A 17,008-nucleotide genomic window follows, 5' to 3' on the forward strand; every position below is an offset into this window, starting at 1 on the left:
CGGTGACGCTTCGAATCAGCGTGGATGCCCGTTCCACCACCGCTCCCTACGAACAACTGCGTGCCCAGATCTCGAAGAGCGCCCGCTCCGGTGAGCTGCCCGTCGGCTACAAGCTGCCGACGGTCCGCGGCCTCGCGGAGGAGCTCGGTCTCGCGGCGAACACGGTCGCCAAGGCGTACAAGGCCCTGGAGGCGGACGGCGTGATCGAGACCCGTGGCCGCAACGGCACCTTCGTCGCCGCCGCCTCGGACGCCGCCTCCCGTCTGGCGGCGACCGCCGCCGCCACGTACGCGACGGAGGCCCGCCGGCTCGGCCTGACGCGGGAGGCGGCGGAGGCGGCGGTGGCGCAGGCGCTGAGAGCGACGTACGAGACCTGACGGCAGGTGCCGGAAGGAGAGCCCTACAGGTAGAGGCCCGCGTCCGTCGCCCGGGGGTGCGGCATCTCGACGCCCGGCGTCCCGCGGCGCAGCGCGAACAGCTCCGCCAGCGTGGCGCCGTCGTGGCCCACCCCCTCCTCGCGGCCCAGCCACGTCACCGCCTCGGCCCGGGTCAGCCGCCCCACCTCGACGCGGGCCAGGCAGCGGCCGGGGCGGACCACGGCGGGGTGGAGGCGTTCGAGGTCCTCGTTGGTGGTGACGGCGACGAGCACGTTGCGGCCCTGGCCGAGCAGACCGTCCGTCAGGTTGAGCAGCCGGGACAGCGCCTGGCCGGCCGCGTGCTTGGCCTCGCCCCGGATCAGCTCGTCGCAGTCCTCCAGGAGCAGCAGCCGCCAGCGTCCCTGGGGCGTGCCCTCGTCCTCGCCGATCGCGATGTCCATCAGGTAGCCGACGTCGCTGAAGAGGCGCTCCGGGTCGAGCACGCAGTCGACCTGGCACCAGTCGCGCCAGGAGCGGGCGAGGGTCCGCAGGGCCGAGGTCTTGCCGGTGCCGGGCGGGCCGTGGAGCAGCAGCAGCCGGCCCGTGATGTCGTCCGGGGTGACGGCCATCAGCCGGTCCATCGCGTCGGCGACCGGTGCCGTGTAGTTGGGCCGGATCTCCTCCCAGGTGCCGGCCCCGATCTGACGGGTGGTGCGGTGCGGGCCGCGCCGGGGCGACACGTACCAGAAGCCCATCGTGACGTTCTCCGGCTGCGGTTCCGGCTCGTCCTTCGCGCCGTCCGTGGCCTCCTTCAGGACCCGTTCGGCGAGTGCGGGGTCGGTGGCCGTGACGGTGACGTCGGCGCCCCGGCTCCAGCGGGAGACGAGCAGGGTCCAGCCCTCGCCCTCGGCGAGGAGGGCGCTGCGGTCGTCGTCCTTCGCGGCCCGCACCAGCCGGGCGCCCGAGGGCAGCAGGGTCGCGGACGGCTTCACCCGGTCCAGGCTGGTGCTGTGCGCGTGCGGCTGCTCGCCGGTGGCGAAGCGGCCGAGGAACAGCGCGTCCACGACGTCGGACGGCGAGTCGCTGTCGTCGACGTTGAGCCGGATCGGCAGCGCGTGCAGGGGATCGGCCGGTACCTCTGGGGTGGCTGACATGGCGCCCATGATCCGGCACGGGGCCGTCGGCTGCACGGTTTTTCGACCTCGGCACGCGTGGCGCCCCGAGTGGCCTGATTTCGACGGTTTCTGAGGGTAATTCAGGGGAACACGCAAGCGATTCTCGGCATGGACACTTCCAGAGCTCCGGATCCGCTGCTACTACCTGGTAACGCAGAGATCCTGCTACAGGGAGGTTCCATGAGACTGTCCCGATTCACGGCCTTGTCGTCCTCGCTCCTCCTCGGTGCCGTCCTCGCCCTCACCGGGGCGGGAGCCGCCCAGGCCGCCGACGCCGCCGCCCTCGACTACGTGGCGCTCGGTGACTCGTACTCGTCGGGCGTCGGCGCCGGCAGCTACGACAGCGCGAGCGGCAACTGCAAGCGCTCCACCAAGGCCTTCCCGGTGCTCTGGAAGAACGCGAACGCCCCCTCCTCCTTCGCGTTCACCGCTTGCTCGGGCGCCCGAACGGGTGATGTCACGGCCAATCAGCTCGGACCGCTCTCCACCGCCACCGACCTGGTCTCTCTCACCGTCGGCGGCAACGACGCCGGTTTCGCGGACGTCATGACCACCTGTGTACTCCAGTCCGAATCCGCCTGCATCAGCCGTATCAATCAGGCCAAGGCGTACGTCGACTCCACCCTGCCCGGCAAGCTCGACTCGGTGTACTCGGCCATCCGCGCCAAGGCCCCCCACGCCCGTGTCGTCGTCCTCGGCTACCCCCGCTTCTACAAGCTCGACGGCAGCTGCGTCGCCGGCATGACCGAGAACGAGCGGCGCGCCATCAACGACGCCGCCGACTACCTCAACGCGGCCACCGCCAAGCGCGCCGCCGACCACGGCTACACCTTCGCGAGCGTCGTCTCCGCCTTCACCGGCCACGAGATCTGCTCCGGCGCCGCGTGGCTGCACAGCGTCAACTGGCTCAACATCGGCGAGTCCTACCACCCCACCGCGGCCGGCCAGTCCGGCGGCTACCTGCCGCCGTTCAACGCGGCCGACGGGGCGTAGCCGGACCGCCCGCCCCCGGGGAGGCGGTCCCGTCCGACGGCGTCGCCGACGACGGCGGGGTCGACGGCGGGACCGTCTCCGTACAGCTCAGCGAGAACGCCACCCAGTTGGACTGCCGGCCGACCGGTTCCCGGACCTCCATCCGGATCCGGTCGCTCACCTCCGCGCCCGCCGTGTAGTCCGACTGCGTGCGCGGCACCTGCTGCTCGGCCGGACCGCCCTCGGGGAACTCCAGCGTCTGCCACTGCGGATCCTGGCCCTCGCCGCTCTCGGTGACCCAGCGGTACGAGACGGTGGCCGGCGTCCGGTCCACCGTGACCGTCGCCGTGAACGCGGGCGCCTCCTCCTCCGGCGGCGGACACGGCCCCTCGTAGCTGTCCCGCACCGCCCGCACGAACAGCAGCACCGACACCGGCGGAGTCGTCGCGGGGCTCGGCGAGGCGGTCGTCGTCGCCGTCGTCGGCGCGGCCGTCGTGGGCCGCACCGTCGTCGGCGTCGCGCTCGTCGTGGCCGGCGGCACCACCGGCGTCCCGTCCGGGCCGGTGTCCCGCAGTGCCGCGTACGTCAGAGCGCCCGCCAGCAGGAGCAGCGCGGCGAGCACGGCGAACAGCGCGGCCCTCCGCCGGGGCCGGCGGGCGGGCTCCGTTTCCGGCCCGTGCAGGGGAGTGGTGGTCGCCCCATGACCCACGGGCTCGCCGGGGCCCTCGTCCCAGGAGCCGGCCGGCAGGGGCGCGGTGACCGGGGCCGACAGCCGCTCCGTACGCGGGGTGCCGCCCGCTCCGATCAGCCGCAGCTGCTCCTCCGCCGTCTCCGCCGGCAGCCGCTGCTCCGGATCCTTGCGCAGCAGCCCCTCGATCACCGGGGCCAGCGGCCCGGCGTGCGCCGGCGGCGCGGGCTCCTCGTCCACCACCGTCCGCAGGGTGTCGAGCGCGGTCTCCCGGCGGAACGGCGAGACGCCCTCGACGGCGGCGTACAGAAGCACGCCGAGGGACCACAGGTCGGCCGCGGGCCCCGGCGTGCGCCCCAGCGCGCGCTCGGGCGCGAGGTACTCGGGGGAGCCGATCAGCTCGCCGGTCATCGTCAGCGGCGAGGTCCCCGCGACCGCCGCGATCCCGAAGTCGGTGAGGACCGCCCGGCCGTCGTTGGACAGCAGGACGTTGGCCGGTTTGACGTCCCGGTGCAGCACCCCCGCCGCGTGCGCGGCCCGCAGCGCCCCCAGCACCTCGGCGCCCACCTGCGCGGCCCGCCGCGGCGGCAGCGGGCCTTCCCCCTCCAGCGTCTCGGCCAGGGTCAGACCCCGGACGAGCTCCATCACGATCCAGGGACGGCCGTCGTCCAGCGCCACGTCGTAGACGGTGACGACGTTGCGGTGGGTGATCCGGGCGGCCGACCTGGCCTCCCGCTCCAGCCGGGCGAACAGCCGCTCGCGGTCCTCGGCCGGCAGACCGGCGGGGGCGCGGACCTCCTTGACGGCGACGTCCCGGCCCAGGAGCTCGTCCCTGGCCCGCCAGACGATGCCCATACCGCCCTCGCCGAGCACGTCGAGCAGCCGGTAACGACCCGCGATGAGCGTCATCACTCCACGGTAACCGAGCCGACGGAATTTTGGTGGCGGAGATCACACCCGGCCGAAGCCCCGCAGGTGGGGGCCGCCCGTGCAGGATGGTTCGTGACGGTTCGACAGGTGTTCGATCGTTGTCCAACTCACCGTGGAAGCAGACGGTTTCGGACAGTGATCGTCAACCCCCGTACGGGAGCGGTGAATCCTGCGGCCGGAATACACGGGTGTCGTAGCGGAGCGATAGGGTTAACCTGCCCGGGCCGGGTGCCCTCGTACGGGTGGGGAGTGACATGGAACAGATAACGATGCGCAGCAGGCCGCGTGTGCCTGCCATCACCTGCGGGAGCAGCGCGAGCAGTTCGCGACTCGACCGCCATCTCGCGGTGCTCGGCGGTCCCGCCGTGCCGCAGCGCGAGGCGGCCGAGGCGACGCTGCTCATGCGCGAACTGACGACGCGTACGCGCGAGGTGCCGGTGCACGGCCACCGCAGCCGCAGCTCGCGGGTCTCGCTCTTCGCCCCGCTGCGCCGGCTGCGCCGCTCGCTCTTCGGCAGCCACGGCTGACAGGCCGTCCGGGACGGGCTCCCGCGTACCCCGACGCACCACCCCCGCCCGCACCCGATCGGCCCACGGCCCGCTCCTGACCGCCCGCCGGACGTGTCCCCGCCCGTCCGGCGCTTCTTCCTGCCCGGTCCGCCCGGACCGCCGCCGAGCTGTCGGCCCGCCCGGAGCGCCGCCGAGCGGTCAGGCGCGGGCGTGGCGCCGCACCGCCGCCGGTGCGCACAGCGCGATCAGCGCCAGCGACCACAGCAGCGCCCCCGCCACCGGATGCGCCACCGGCCAGGCCGCGTCCGCCGGCACGGACGCGTTCCCGAACAGCACCCGCACGGCGGTCGTCACCGCCGAGATCGGGTTCCACTCCGCGACCGTCCGCAGCCAGCCCGGCAGCCCGTCAGCCGGGAGATAGGCGTTGGACAGCAGCGGCAGCATGAAGGTGGCGCTGCCCAGCTGACCCGCCGCCTCCTCGCTGCGCGAGGCGAGCCCCAGCAGGATGCCCACCCAGGTGCACGCGAAGCGGAACAGCAGCAGCAGTCCCACGGCGGCCAGCGCCTCCAGGGCCGTGCCCTCGATCCGCCAGCCCATCGCGAGCCCCACCAGCAGCAGCGGAACCATTCCCGCCGTGCTGGTCACCAGGTCGGCGAGGGCCTGCCCGAGTGGCACGGCCGCCCTGCTCACCGGCATCGTCCGCAGCCGGTCCGTCACGCCGCGGTGGGTGTCCTGGGCCGCCTGGAACATGCCCGTCATCACCCCGTTCGCCGCCGTAGCGACCAGCATCCCCGGCACCAGGAAGGCCCGGTAGTCGGCGCCCGGCATGGCGAGGGCGCTGCCGAAGACGTATCCGAAGAACAGCAGGAAGACGATCGGCATGGTCTGCGTCATGACCGTGATCGCCGGGGCGTGCCGGATCCGTCGCAGGTGCCGGCCGAGGATCGCGGTGCCGTCGTGGACGAGGGTGCTCATGCGGCGGCCTCCTGGGTGGGTGCGGGGCGGGGCGTGCGGCCGGTGAGGCGCAGGAACACCTCGTCGAGGGTGGGTGGCCGCAGCGAGGCGTCGACCAGGGGGACCCCGGCCGCGTCGACCTCCCGGACGATCCGGGGCAGGGTGAGAGCCGGGTCCGTGGTGACCGCGCCGACCGTGCGGCGCTCGGTGTCCAGGGCGGGCGCGGAGCCGGTGAGCCGGTCGAGCACGGCGGCCGCCTCCGGGAGAAACGAGGGGTGGGCGACCACGACCTCGGCGTAAGCGCCGATCAGCGCCTTGAGTTCGGCCGGAGAGCCCCGGTGGGCGGCCCGGCCCTCGTCGACCAGGACGACCTCGTCGGCGAGCTGGTCGGCCTCCTCCAGGTACTGCGTGGTCAGCAGCACGGTGGTGCCCTGGGACGCCAACCCCCGTACGGCGTCCCAGATCTCGCTCCTGCTGCGCGGGTCGAGCCCGGTGGTGGGCTCGTCCAGGAAGAGCACCCTCGGCCGGACGATCAGGCTCGCGGCCAGGTCGAGCCGGCGGCGCATCCCTCCGGAGTAGGTGCGGGCGGGCCGGCCGGCGGCCTCGGTGAGCCCGAAACGCTCGAGGAGCTCGTCGGCGCGGGAGCGCGGGGCCCGCAGCAGGCGGGCGAAGAGCCGCAGGTTCTCGGCGCCGGTCAGGTCGCCGTCGACGGAGGCGTACTGCCCGGTGACCGCGATCCGCCGGCGCACCCCGGCCGGATCGCGGACCAGGTCGCACCCGGCGACCCGAGCGCTGCCCGCGTCGGGGGAGACGAGCGTGGTGAGCACCCGGACGGCGGTGGTCTTGCCGGCCCCGTTGGGGCCGAGGACGCCGCAGACCGTGCCCTCGGGTACGGCGAGGTCGAGCCCGCGCAGCGCGTGGACCTCGCCGTACCGCTTCTGCAGACCTTCACTAAGTACAGCGTACGTAGTTGTCATGCGGTGACCCTAGCGCACTACGTACGGTGTACGTAACCGAGTGCCGTGCCGAGTCCTCACTACGATGGGGACGACGAGGTGATGAGATGGCGGGCCGAGCGGCCGAACCCGAAGTGATCTGGGCGCGCCCCGAGCGCACGGGCCGAGGCCCGAAACCGGCCTACAGCCGGGGGGACGTCACGGACGCGGCCGTCCGCATCGCCGACGCCGACGGCCTGGACGCCGTCTCCATGCGCCGGATCGCCGCCGAACTCGGCTGCGGCACCATGTCGCTGTACAACTACGTGCCGCGCAAGGAGGACCTGTACGAGCTGATGGTCGACCGCGTCAGCGGCGAGTACGAGCTCGGCGCCGGTCCGAGCGGCGACTGGCGGGCCGACATGAGGGCCGTGGCCCGCGAGGCCCGGGGGATCCTGCACCGCCACCCGTGGGTGATCCGCCTCATGACCACCGGCTATGCCTTCGGCCCCAACGCCCTGCGCTTCCTGGAGCACTGCCTGGCGTGCCTCGACGGACTCGACCTGCCCGGCGGCACCAAGATGGAGCTGATCGCCACGGTCAACGGCACCGTGATGACGCTCGTGGCCAACGAACTCGCCCTCGCCGAACGGGCCCGTTCCCTGCCGTGGTCCGAGGAGCGCGAACAGGCCGTGCGCCAGGCGTATCTCGCGAGCCGCCTCGCCACCGGCGCCTACCCGCACCTGACCGCCGTCTTCGCCGAGGCCGCCCCGCCGCCCGACGCGCAGGAGGTCTTCACCCGCACGGTCGACCGGGTCCTCGACTCCTTCGTGAAGAGCTGACCCCCGCCCCCGCTACAGCAGGGCGAACTGCCCCTCCGGGCCCTCCTCCTGATGGTCCAGTACGGACGCGGGCCGACGCGCCCCGTCCGGCACCGGCAGCACCCCCGCCTCCCGCAGCGCGGCACGGGTCAGCCCGGCCGCGCCGGCGCGCTCCGCGAGCGCCGCGCACTCCGGGCCGCGCTCCGCGAGCAGCGCGAGGACGGTGATCAGCTCCAGCAGCTCCGAGGTCCACTCCTGCGGCCAGGCCGCCGGGCCGATCGCCTCCAGACCGCCCGGCTCGGCGACCGCCGTCCGGCGCGCGAACCACTCCTCCAGGATCCGCACCCCGCCGACCTCGAACTCCCACGCCCCGGCCGGGACCGGCGAGACGCGGCCCTCGCCGAGCGCGAGCACCTCGCCCTCGGGGTCGTACGCGAGCGTCGCCGGCCGCGCCGGGATCGCCGCCCGCACATAGGGCCTGCGGCCGCCCGGCAGCCGGGGCCGCTCACCGCCCCGGGCCCCGCGCAGCTGCACCGCCACGAGCTCCCGGCCGAGCGCCACCCCCTGCGCCCACACCGCCGGATCCTCCGGCAGCGGCACCCGGCAGCCCCCTGCGGAGGGCAGCGCCGCCGCCACGGCCCAGGCCAGGACGTCCGGGGCGCCGACCTCGTGTCCGTACCGGCGGCTCAGGAAAGGCAGCAGACCGGGCGCGAGGTTCGGCTCCACCCCGCCGGGGCGCCGGAACAGCGGCCGGATGCGGCCGGGACGGCCCGCGGGGGAGCGCCCCTCGGGAAGCGCGGCCGTCACGAGCAGCGCGGGGCCGGCCGCGCCCGGCACGTACCCCTGCTCGACGGCGAACAGCTGGTGGCCGTCGGCGACCCGCCACAGCTCGGGCCGCGCGGTGTCGATCAGCCGGTGGTCGGGCAGCAGCCACTGCTCGTCGAACGGCCCGTGCGCGAGCCGCACCGGCTCGGGGCAGGGACCGGCCTCCCGGGCGAACCGCACGGTGCCGGTGCGCTGCCCGGGCAGCGCGGCCACCGAACTCGACGGCGTCCGGGCCCGGCTGGACCGGAACAGCACCTCCCGCTCGGCGTCCCGCGCCGCCACCAGCCGCTCCCACCGCGCCCTGAGCGTGCGCCGGTCGGGGGCGACGATCCACGAACGGCCCAGCCGCAGCGGCGCCACGGACCAGGGCATGAGGTCGTCCAGCAGGGGCACGTCGTCCATCGGGGCATCCGGCCTGGGGGCTACCGTCATGCCCCGCATGCTATGAGGTTCCGGCCTGTCCCGGCCCCGGGACCGCCCTGTGCTCCCGGGCGACCGGGGGTGGGCAGGGGGCCGGGCGAGCCGTCGGCGGTCCAGCGTTCTCGCTCCGCCCGCCTGTCGCCGGCGGGGACCCCGGTCTGCCCGGCCCGCATCCTCGCGGGGCAGGGGCAGTGGCGCTCCGCCGTCAGCGCGCCTCCACGGTCAGCGTGCCTCCGCCGTCTCCGTGCCTCCACGGTCAGCGCGCCTCCACCGTCTCCGCGCCCCCGCGGTCACTGCGCCCGCACGGTCACTGCGCCTCCACCGTCACCGTGAACGAGAACCGGTCGCCGCGGTAGCGGATGCGGGCCACGTCCACGACGCGGCCCTCGTCGTCGTAGGTCACGCCCGTGTAGTGCAGGATCGGCGACAGCAGCGGCACGTCGAGGAGGGCTGCGGTCTCGGGGTCGGCGAGGCGGGCTTCGACCGTGTCGGTGATGCGGCTGATGCGGACCCCGACCACGTCCCGCAGCACCTTGGTCATCGGCCAGCGCTCCAGGTCGGCCGGGTCGATGCCGGCCGCGACGCCGGGGAGCACCGCGTTCTCGGCCCAGTTGGTCGGCTCGCCGCTCTCGCCGTCGGCGCGCAGCCGGCGGAAGACGGCGACCTCGGCGGTGCCGGGGAAGTACTCGGCGAGCTCGCCGGGGACCGGCTCGGTGCCGTGGCCGAGCACGGTGGTCCGCTCGCCGGACTGCTGGGCCACGATCGCGTCGATCGAGCCCAGCAGCCGGCGCGGGGTGGAGCGCCGGGCGCCCGGTTCGATGAAGGTGCCGCGCCGCCGGTGCCTGCTGATCAGGCCCTCCTCCTCCAGCTCCTTGAGGGCCTGGCGCATGGTCAGCACGCTCACGCCGTAGTGCGCGGCGAGCTGCTCCTCGGTGGGCAGCCGCAGCGAGGCGTCCGGGGTGCGGCCCAGTATGGAGGCGCGCAGCGACTGCGAGACCTGGTACCAGAGCGGCAGCTTCCGGTTCAGGACCAGCGAGTCGGGAGCGAAGGCGGTCACGGCTCTCTCCAACGACGACTATGAGACACCCGGCCGGATGGTACGGCTGTTCACGGCCGGAAGTGGCGCTCCAGACCCTGCCATACGTCGTCGTAGCCGCGCTGCAGGTGGTCCGCCTCCGCCGCCTGCGCGGTGACGGCGACGGGCCAGCGGGTCTCGAACATGAAGGCCAGCCCGTCGTCGATCTTCTGCGGCTTCAGCTCGGCGGCGCTCGCCTTGTCGAAGGTCTCCCGGTCGGGGCCGTGCGCGGACATCATGTTGTGCAGCGAGCCGCCGCCCGGCACGAAGCCCTCCGCCTTGGCGTCGTACGCGCCCTCGATCAGGCCCATGTACTCGCTCATCACGTTGCGGTGGAAGTACGGCGGCCGGAAGGTGTCCTCGCCGACCAGCCAGCGCGGGGCGAAGACCACGAAGTCCACGCCGGCGAGACCGGGGGTGTCGGACGGCGAGGTGAGCACGGTGAAGATCGACGGGTCCGGGTGGTCGTAGGAGATCGTCCCGATGACGTTGAAGCGCCGCAGGTCGTAGACGTACGGGGTGTGGTTGCCGTGCCAGGCCACGACGTCCAGCGGCGAGTGGTCGTACATCGCCGCCCAGAGGTTGCCGCAGTACTTGTTGACCACCTCGACCGGGCCCTCGACGTCCTCGTAGGCGGCGACGGGGGCCCGGAAGTCACGGGCGTTGGCCAGACCGTTGGCGCCGATCGGGCCGAGGTCGGGGAGCTGGAACGGCGCTCCGTAGTTCTCGCAGACGTAGCCGCGCGCGGTCTCGTCCAGGAGCTCGACGCGGAAGCGGACACCGCGGGGGATCAGCGCGACGTCACCGGGGTTCGCCGCCAGGTTGCCGAGCTCGGTGCGCAGCAGCAGGCCGCCGTGCTCGGGGACGATCAGCAGCTCGCCGTCGGCGTCGCTGAAGATCCGGTCCATCGACGCGTTCGCGTGGTAGAGGTGCACGGCCATGCCGGCCCGCTGGGCGGCGTCGCCGTTGCCGCCGAGGGTCCACAGACCGGCCAGCCAGTCCGTGCCGGGGGCCGGCTCCGGCAGCGGGTTCCAGCGCAGCCGGTTGGGGTCGGGCACGGTCTCGGTGAAAGGCGCGCCGCGCAGGGCGCCGTTGTCGATCCGCGCGAACGGCGGGTGCGCGGCCGAGGGGCGGATCCGGTAGAGCCACGAGCGCCGGTTGTGCGCCCGTGGCTCCGTGAAGGCACTGCCGCTGAGCTGCTCCGCGTACAGGCCGAGCGGCGCGCGCTGCGGCGAGTTGCGGCCCTCCGGGAGGGCTCCGGGGACGGCCTCCGAGCTGTGCTCGTTGCCGAAACCCGTGCTGTAGGTCAGCGCTTCGGCCGTCTTTCTCGCCTGTTCCGCGTTCATCGCCTGCTCCTGTCCTGACGCTCACAACAATCCTATGCATGACCGTAGGATTCCGCTCCCTCTCCCGTCAACGGGGCCGGACCCCGCGCGTCGCCGGGCACCTTGGACGGGACCGGCGCCCGAGGGGTTCCCGGAAGTGAGCGTCGGGCTGCCGTTCCTGGTTCACCGGCGCGTACGCCCTCGGCGGCATCGGCCCGCCCGTCGCCCGACGCCCGCCGGAACGGCATGATGGCCCCGTGCCCAAGCCCACCCCGAAGCACTCGCCCGCCCCGGGTCAGGCCCCGCTGCTCCGCCGCGCTCCCGTCCAGCAGCGCAGCGCCGCACGCCTCGCCCGCATCCTCGACGCCTGCGCCGAACTCCTCGACGAGACCGGTTACGAGCAGCTGAGCACCCGCGCCGTCGCCGCCCGCGCCGGCGTACCCATCGGCTCCGTCTACCGCTTCTTCGGCAACAAGCGGGCCATGGCCGCCGCTCTCGCCCACCGCAACCTCGACAGCTACGCCGCCCGCATCACCGCCGGGCTCGCCGCACTGCCGGCCGTCGACGCCCCGGGCGCCATCGACACCGTCCTCGACGCGTACATCGCCATGAAGCGGACCGTGCCAGGCTTCGCCCTCGTCGACTTCGGCATCCCCGCCCAGGCCCCGCCGCCCGGCGAGACCCGCGAGGAGGACCCCAACCGGCGGGTCGCCGAACGCATCTGTGGCCTGCTCGCCGCGACCCTGGGCCGGCCCGTCGACGAGACCCTGCTCCGCAAGGTCCTCGTCTGCGTCGAGGCCACCGACGCCCTGCTCCGCCTCGCCTTCCGCACCGACCCGTCCGGCGACCCCGCCCTCATCGCCGAGACCCGCGCCCTCCTGCACGCCTACCTGGCACCCTCCCTCGCCTGAGCCCCCGCCCTCCCGTCCCGTCCCGTCCCGTAAGCCCCGCCCTCGCCCTTCTCGCCCGAGCCCCCGGCGTCGCTCTCGTAAAGCCCCGGCCCGCCTCCTCCCGTCCCGCCCTCCTCGCCCGGCACCCCGCCCTCCCCTCCCGTAAGCCCCGCCGGGCTCTTCCGTGCAGCCCCTGTCCCACCTCCCTACCGGTCGGTATGCTCGCGCTTGCCCGCGCGCCACCGCCGCCGCCCCTGGGAGACCGCATGTCCTCCACCCCGTCCACCGCCCTGCGCATCTGCCCCCTGTGCGAAGCGACCTGCGGACTGACCCTCACCGTCGACGGCGGCCGGGTCACGGCCGCCCGCGGCGACCGCGACGACGTCTTCAGTCAGGGCTTCATCTGCCCGAAGGGCGCCGCCTTCCCCGAGGTCGACGCCGACCCCGACCGGCTCACCGGCCCGCTCGTCCGCGAGAACGGCGTCCTGCGCGAGGCCGGCTGGGACGAGGCATTCGACCGCATCGCCGCCCGCATACGGCCGTTGATCGAGGAGCACGGCCCGAACGCCGTCGGCGTCGTCCTCGGCAACCCCAACGTCCACACCATCGCCGGCGCCCTCTACCCGCCGCTGCTCCTCGGTGCCCTGGGCACCCGCAACCTGTTCACCGCCTCCACGGTCGACCAGATGCCCAAGCACGTCTCCAGCGGACTGCTCTTCGGCGACGCCTTCGCCATCCCCGTGCCGGACCTCGACCGCACCGACCACCTGCTGATGCTGGGCGCCAACCCGCTCGACTCCAACGGCAGTCTGTGCACCGCCCCCGACTTCCCCGGCCGCCTGAGGGCACTGCGCCGGCGCGGCGGCACCCTCACCGTCGTCGACCCGCGCCGCACCCGCACCGCCCGGCTCGCCGACCGCCACCTCGCGCTGCGCCCCGGCACCGACGCCCTCTTCCTCGCCGCGCTCGTCCACACCCTCTTCGCCGAGGACCTGGCCGACCCGGGTCCCCTCGCCGCCCATGTCCAGGGCGTCGACGAAGTCCGCGAGGCGGTACGGGACTTCAGCCCCGAGGCGGTCGCCGCCGACTGCGACCTGGACGCCGAGGCCATCCGTACCACCGCCCGCGAACTGGCCGCCGCCCCCACCGCCGCCGTCTACGGACGCATGGGCTCCTCCACCGTCGCGTACGGCACCCTCGGCAACTGGCTCGTCGACGTCCTCAACATCCTCACCGGCAACCTCGACCGGCCCGGCGGCGCCCTCTTCCCCCTCTCCGCGACCGCCCCCGCGCCCCGCCCGGCCGGCCCCGGCAAGGGCTTCGCCCTCGGCCGCTGGCGCAGCCGGGTCTCCGGTCACCCCGAGGCCAAGGGCGAACTGCCGCTCGCCGCCCTCGCCGAGGAGATCGACACCCCGGGGGAGGGGCGCATCCGGGCCGTCATCACCATCGCCGCCAACCCCGTCCTGTCCGCCCCCGACGGCCGGCGCCTCGACGCGGCCCTCGCCTCCCTCGACTTCATGGTCGCCGTCGATCCGTACCTGGGCGAGACCACCCGGCACGCCGACGTCGTCCTGCCCCCGCCGCCGCCCTCCCAGAGCGCCCACTTCGACTTCGCCTTCAACGGCTTCGCCGTCCGCAACCAGGTCCGCCACACCCCGCCCGCCGTCCCGCTCGCCGCCGGCCGCATGGACGAGTGCGAGATCCACGCCCGGCTGATCCTCGCCGTCTCCGGCATGCACGGCGCCCCGCCCGAGGCCGTCGACGAACTCGCCATCGACAGCACCCTGGCCAAGGCCGTGACCCAGGAGCACTCGCCCGTGTACGGCGAGGACCCCAAGGCCGTCGCCGCCCGCCTCACCGGCACCACCGGCCCCGAGCGGCGCCTCGACCTGATGCTGCGCCTCGGCCCGTACGCGCGCTCCCACGGCCTGACCCTCGACGCCCTGCGCGCCGCCCCGCACGGCATCGACCTCGGCCCCCTCCGGCCGCGCCTGCCCGGCCTCCTCAAGACCCGCAGCGGCCGGATCGAGCTGCTGCCCGCCCCGATCGCCGCCGACCTGCCCCGGCTGCGCGCCGCGCTCGGCTCCGTACCCGACCCCGGCACCCTCCGGCTCGTCGGACGGCGCCATCTGCGCTCCAACAACAGCTGGCTGCACAACATCCCCGCCCTCACCGGCGGCACCAACCGCTGCACCCTCCAGATCCACCCGGAGGACGCGGCCCGGCTCGGCCTCGAAGCGGGCGCCGCCGCCCGGGTCAAGGGGGAGGGCGGCGAGCTGGAGGCCGAGGTGGAGATCACCGACACCGTGCGCCCGGGCGTCGTCAGCCTTCCGCACGGCTGGGGCCACGACCGCCCCGGCACCCGGCTCCGGACCGCCTCGCGCCGTCCCGGAGTGAACGTCAACCAGCTGCTCGACGGCTCGCGGCTCGACCCCCTGTCGGGCACCGCCGTCCTCAACGGCTTCCCCGTCCACGTATCACCGCTGCTGTGACCTGGGGTTTTGCTCGTATTGCTCACACGTGAACATCTTGTTGACGCTGGAAGGGGCCACCTAACGTCATCCGCACCGCCGCTCTGGCGGGAGTTCAAGGGTGAACGTGAGGTGTCCTCCCATGCTGACCGTCCTCGGCTTCGCCATGATCGCGACCTTCCTGGTCCTGATCATGATGAAGAAGATGTCGCCGATCGCGGCGCTCGTCCTCATTCCCGCGCTGTTCTGCGTCGCCGTCGGACAAGGGGCCCAGCTGGGCGACTACGTCATCGAGGGCGTCGGCAAGCTGGCGCCCACGGCCGCGATGCTGATGTTCGCGATCGTCTACTTCGGCGTGATGATCGACGTCGGCCTGTTCGACCCGATCGTCCGCGGCATCCTGCGCTTCTGCAAGGCCGACCCGGTGCGGGTGGTGGTCGGCACGGCGGTGCTCGCCGCGATCGTGTCCCTCGACGGCGACGGCTCGACCACCTTCATGATCACGGTCTCGGCGATGTACCCGCTCTACAAGCGGCTCGGCATGAGCCTGGTCGTCATGACCGGCGTCGCCGCCATGGCCAACGGCGTCATGAACACCCTGCCCTGGGGCGGCCCCACCGCCCGCGCCGCAACCGCGCTCAAGCTGGACGCGGGAGACGTCTTCGTCCCGATGATCCCGGCGCTCGGGGCCGGTCTGCTCTTCGTCTTCGCGCTCTCCTACGTCCTCGGCCGCCGCGAGCGCCGGCGCATCGGCTATCTGAGCCTGGACGAGGCCCTCGCGCCGCGGACCGAGACCGTCCTGGTCGCCACGGGCGGCGGCGGTGCCGGTACGGGGGCGGGCGGGGGACCCGGTACGGGCGCCGCCGACGGCTCCGGCTCGGGTGCCGGTGCCACGGCCGGGCTGCCCGAGGAGGGCGCGCCGGCGGCCGAGGAGGACGGCTTCCAGGGGCTCGACCCGAACCGCGCGACCCTGCGGCCGAAGCTGTACTGGTTCAACGCCGGCCTGACCGTCGCCCTGCTCACCGCGATGATCCTCGAACTGCTGCCGATCCCGGTGCTGTTCCTGCTCGGCGCCGCGCTCGCGCTGACCGTCAACTTCCCGCAGATGGCCGACCAGAAGGCCCGCATCGCCGCCCACGCCGACAACGTCCTGAACGTCGCCGGCATGGTCTTCGCCGCCGCCGTCTTCACCGGGGTCCTCACCGGCACCGGCATGGTCAAGCACATGGCCGACTGGCTCGTCGGCGCCATCCCCGAGGGCATGGGCCCGCACATGGCGCTGGTCACGGGCCTGCTGAGCCTTCCGCTCACCTACTTCATGTCGAACGACGGCTTCTACTTCGGCGTGCTCCCCGTCCTCGCGGAGGCCGGCGCGGCGCACGGCGTGTCGCCGCTCGAGATCGCCCGCGCGTCGCTCGTCGGCCAGGCGCTGCACATGTCGAGCCCGCTGGTTCCCGCGGTGTACGTGCTGGTCGGCATGGCCAAGGTGGAGTTCGGCGACCACACCCGCTTCGTCGTGAAGTGGGCGGCCCTCACCTCGCTGGTGGTGCTCGGGGCGGGGATCCTCTTCGGGATCGTCTAGGGGGTGAGCCGGCCCCCTAGGGCCGGACGGGTGGAAGTGGGACGGTGGCACGGCACGGTGCCACCGTCCGCAGTCATGTGATGACCAATAGTCAGATTATCGGCCTCATCGATCCGATATCGCTGTACGACTGGAGGAACCCTCATGACCGCTCTGTCCGTCCGTCCCCTGCTGTCGACCCTCGTGGCCGGCCTCGCCCTGGGCGCCGTCACCCTGGCCGGGGCGCCCGCCGCGTACGCGGCCCCGGGCGACGACGGCGACATCAAGGTGCACCGGAAGGGCACCCAGGAGCCCGACCAGAGCAACCACACCAGGGTCTGCGAGTTCCACTTCGCGGCCTTCAACTTCCGCGACATCCCGGGCTCGCAGATCCAGTGGGACATCTACAACCAGCCCCCCACCAACTCCGAGTCGCTGCGCACCGGCACGATCGCGCTCAACAGCGCCGGCACCGGCTACAGCCCCGACATGTCGATGCCCGACGGCCAGTACAAGGTCGAGGTGACCTGGACGGGCCAGCTGGGCGCCAAGAAGAGCAAGGTCTTCCGGGTCGACTGCGAGAACGGCAACGGCGGCAACGGCAACGGCGGTCCCGGCGGCGGGAACGGCCACCACAAGCCGCCGCACGGCCCGGTCGGAGCGGGCGGCGGCGGAGTGGCGGAGAACATCGCCGCCGAGGAGAGTTCCGCGTTCGGCATCGGATCGGCCCTCGCCGCGGGTGTCGCGGGCACCGCGGGTCTGATCCTCGTCCGCCGTTCGCGCCGCCGCCGTGCCGATGGCGCCGCGTAGGTCCCACTCCCCGCGCGGGACGGCCACCGCCGGCCGGGTCCCCGTCTCGCTCCCGGCGTCCGCGTCGGGCGAGCGGGGCCCGGGCCGGCCCCACCCGCGCGGGCCCGTCCGCCCGCGCGGCCGCACCACCCGCAGGCAGCGCCGGCTCCTCAGGCTCGCCAGAACCGTCGTCGTGACCGTGTCCCTGGTCGCGGGCGGCGTCTGGTGGGCGCAGGACGAGGAGCCGGCGGGCCCCGCGCTGGCCGCCGGCGCCGCCGCGCACGGCGTGACCACGCCGGCCGGGCCGGCCGG

15 protein-coding genes are annotated in these 17,008 nt (G+C 73.9%); 8 read left to right on the plus strand and 7 right to left on the minus strand.

Features of this window, described 5'->3' with window-relative positions; all coding sequences use genetic code 11:
* Positions 1-2: 2 nt before the first annotated feature.
* On the plus strand, positions 3-377 hold the full coding sequence (locus ABTZ91_RS30140) for a GntR family transcriptional regulator (RefSeq protein WP_352080384.1): 375 nt from the start codon (positions 3-5) through the stop codon (positions 375-377).
* 23 nt (positions 378-400) lie between these two features.
* On the opposite strand, the gene ABTZ91_RS30145 is transcribed toward ABTZ91_RS30140, so the two are convergent.
* Positions 401-1,519, minus strand: a complete 1,119-nt coding sequence (locus ABTZ91_RS30145; RefSeq protein WP_352080403.1) for a DUF5925 domain-containing protein — start codon at positions 1,517-1,519, stop codon at positions 401-403.
* A 192-nt stretch (positions 1,520-1,711) separates the two neighbouring features.
* Here ABTZ91_RS30145 and ABTZ91_RS30150 point away from each other — a divergent pair, with 192 nt between their 5' ends.
* Positions 1,712-2,524 (plus strand): SGNH/GDSL hydrolase family protein, encoded by an 813-nt coding sequence (locus ABTZ91_RS30150; protein ID WP_352080385.1) that lies wholly within the window; start codon positions 1,712-1,714, stop codon positions 2,522-2,524.
* On the opposite strand, the gene ABTZ91_RS30155 is transcribed toward ABTZ91_RS30150, so the two are convergent.
* Complete coding sequence (locus ABTZ91_RS30155; protein ID WP_352080386.1) at positions 2,502-4,100, minus strand: serine/threonine-protein kinase; 1,599 nt, start codon at positions 4,098-4,100, stop codon at positions 2,502-2,504. The two genes, ABTZ91_RS30150 and ABTZ91_RS30155, sit on opposite strands and share 23 nt — an antisense overlap.
* A gap of 275 nt (positions 4,101-4,375) precedes the next feature.
* Here ABTZ91_RS30155 and ABTZ91_RS30160 point away from each other — a divergent pair, with 275 nt between their 5' ends.
* Positions 4,376-4,648: a hypothetical protein gene (locus ABTZ91_RS30160; protein ID WP_352080387.1), complete on the plus strand. Its 273-nt coding sequence runs from the start codon at positions 4,376-4,378 to the stop codon at positions 4,646-4,648.
* A 180-nt stretch (positions 4,649-4,828) separates the two neighbouring features.
* Here the strand turns inward: ABTZ91_RS30160 and ABTZ91_RS30165 are convergent, their stop codons facing one another.
* Entirely contained in the window at positions 4,829-5,605 is a 777-nt protein-coding gene (locus tag ABTZ91_RS30165; RefSeq protein WP_352080388.1) for an ABC transporter permease, read from the minus strand.
* Positions 5,602-6,561, minus strand: coding sequence for an ATP-binding cassette domain-containing protein (locus ABTZ91_RS30170; RefSeq protein ID WP_352080389.1), 960 nt, complete (start codon positions 6,559-6,561; stop codon positions 5,602-5,604). Before ABTZ91_RS30170 ends, ABTZ91_RS30165 begins: the two co-directional genes overlap by 4 nt.
* 86 nt (positions 6,562-6,647) lie before the next feature.
* Here ABTZ91_RS30170 and ABTZ91_RS30175 point away from each other — a divergent pair, with 86 nt between their 5' ends.
* Positions 6,648-7,361 carry a TetR/AcrR family transcriptional regulator gene (locus tag ABTZ91_RS30175; RefSeq protein ID WP_352080390.1) on the plus strand — a complete coding sequence of 238 codons (714 nt, stop codon included), beginning with the start codon at positions 6,648-6,650 and terminating at the stop codon, positions 7,359-7,361.
* A gap of 12 nt (positions 7,362-7,373) precedes the next feature.
* Here the strand turns inward: ABTZ91_RS30175 and ABTZ91_RS30180 are convergent, their stop codons facing one another.
* From ABTZ91_RS30180 to hmgA, 3 genes are all read right to left on the minus strand, one after another.
* A complete protein-coding gene (locus ABTZ91_RS30180) occupies positions 7,374-8,606 on the minus strand; it encodes a type ISP restriction/modification enzyme (RefSeq protein WP_352080391.1) in 1,233 nt (410 codons plus the stop codon).
* A gap of 286 nt (positions 8,607-8,892) precedes the next feature.
* Complete coding sequence (locus ABTZ91_RS30185) at positions 8,893-9,642, minus strand: GntR family transcriptional regulator (RefSeq protein ID WP_352080392.1); 750 nt, start codon at positions 9,640-9,642, stop codon at positions 8,893-8,895.
* 50 nt (positions 9,643-9,692) lie between these two features.
* Positions 9,693-11,006 (minus strand): homogentisate 1,2-dioxygenase, encoded by a 1,314-nt coding sequence (gene hmgA / locus ABTZ91_RS30190; protein ID WP_352080393.1) that lies wholly within the window; start codon positions 11,004-11,006, stop codon positions 9,693-9,695.
* Positions 11,007-11,242: 236 nt separating this feature from the next.
* On the opposite strand from hmgA, the gene ABTZ91_RS30195 reads away from it, so the two are divergent.
* The 4 genes from ABTZ91_RS30195 (at position 11,243) to ABTZ91_RS30210 (ending at position 16,717) form a co-directional block, all read left to right on the plus strand.
* On the plus strand, positions 11,243-11,896 hold the full coding sequence (locus ABTZ91_RS30195; RefSeq protein WP_352080394.1) for a TetR/AcrR family transcriptional regulator: 654 nt from the start codon (positions 11,243-11,245) through the stop codon (positions 11,894-11,896).
* 245 nt (positions 11,897-12,141) lie between these two features.
* Positions 12,142-14,367 carry a molybdopterin oxidoreductase family protein gene (locus ABTZ91_RS30200; protein ID WP_352080395.1) on the plus strand — a complete coding sequence of 742 codons (2,226 nt, stop codon included), beginning with the start codon at positions 12,142-12,144 and terminating at the stop codon, positions 14,365-14,367.
* Between the two features lie 121 nt (positions 14,368-14,488).
* Positions 14,489-15,928, plus strand: coding sequence for a citrate:proton symporter (locus ABTZ91_RS30205; RefSeq protein ID WP_352080396.1), 1,440 nt, complete (start codon positions 14,489-14,491; stop codon positions 15,926-15,928).
* A gap of 144 nt (positions 15,929-16,072) precedes the next feature.
* A complete protein-coding gene (locus tag ABTZ91_RS30210) occupies positions 16,073-16,717 on the plus strand; it encodes a hypothetical protein (protein WP_352080397.1) in 645 nt (214 codons plus the stop codon).
* Positions 16,718-17,008: the final 291 nt, after the last annotated feature.

Source organism: Streptomyces sp. NPDC126499 (genome assembly GCF_040302485.1).
Taxonomy (GTDB): Bacteria; Actinomycetota; Actinomycetes; order Streptomycetales; family Streptomycetaceae; genus Streptomyces.

Coding starts and splice junctions, on each gene's coding strand:
- ABTZ91_RS30145 (WP_352080403.1), bottom strand. CDS start 1,519: ATGGGCGCCATGTCAGCCACCCCAGAGGTACCGGCCGATCCCCTGCAC.
- ABTZ91_RS30150 (WP_352080385.1), top strand. CDS start 1,712: ATGAGACTGTCCCGATTCACGGCCTTGTCGTCCTCGCTCCTCCTCGGT.
- ABTZ91_RS30155 (WP_352080386.1), bottom strand. CDS start 4,100: ATGACGCTCATCGCGGGTCGTTACCGGCTGCTCGACGTGCTCGGCGAG.
- ABTZ91_RS30160 (WP_352080387.1), top strand. CDS start 4,376: ATGGAACAGATAACGATGCGCAGCAGGCCGCGTGTGCCTGCCATCACC.
- ABTZ91_RS30165 (WP_352080388.1), bottom strand. CDS start 5,605: ATGAGCACCCTCGTCCACGACGGCACCGCGATCCTCGGCCGGCACCTG.
- ABTZ91_RS30170 (WP_352080389.1), bottom strand. CDS start 6,561: ATGACAACTACGTACGCTGTACTTAGTGAAGGTCTGCAGAAGCGGTAC.
- ABTZ91_RS30175 (WP_352080390.1), top strand. CDS start 6,648: ATGGCGGGCCGAGCGGCCGAACCCGAAGTGATCTGGGCGCGCCCCGAG.
- ABTZ91_RS30180 (WP_352080391.1), bottom strand. CDS start 8,606: ATGCGGGGCATGACGGTAGCCCCCAGGCCGGATGCCCCGATGGACGAC.
- hmgA (WP_352080393.1), bottom strand. CDS start 11,006: ATGAACGCGGAACAGGCGAGAAAGACGGCCGAAGCGCTGACCTACAGC.
- ABTZ91_RS30200 (WP_352080395.1), top strand. CDS start 12,142: ATGTCCTCCACCCCGTCCACCGCCCTGCGCATCTGCCCCCTGTGCGAA.
- ABTZ91_RS30205 (WP_352080396.1), top strand. CDS start 14,489: ATGCTGACCGTCCTCGGCTTCGCCATGATCGCGACCTTCCTGGTCCTG.
- ABTZ91_RS30210 (WP_352080397.1), top strand. CDS start 16,073: ATGACCGCTCTGTCCGTCCGTCCCCTGCTGTCGACCCTCGTGGCCGGC.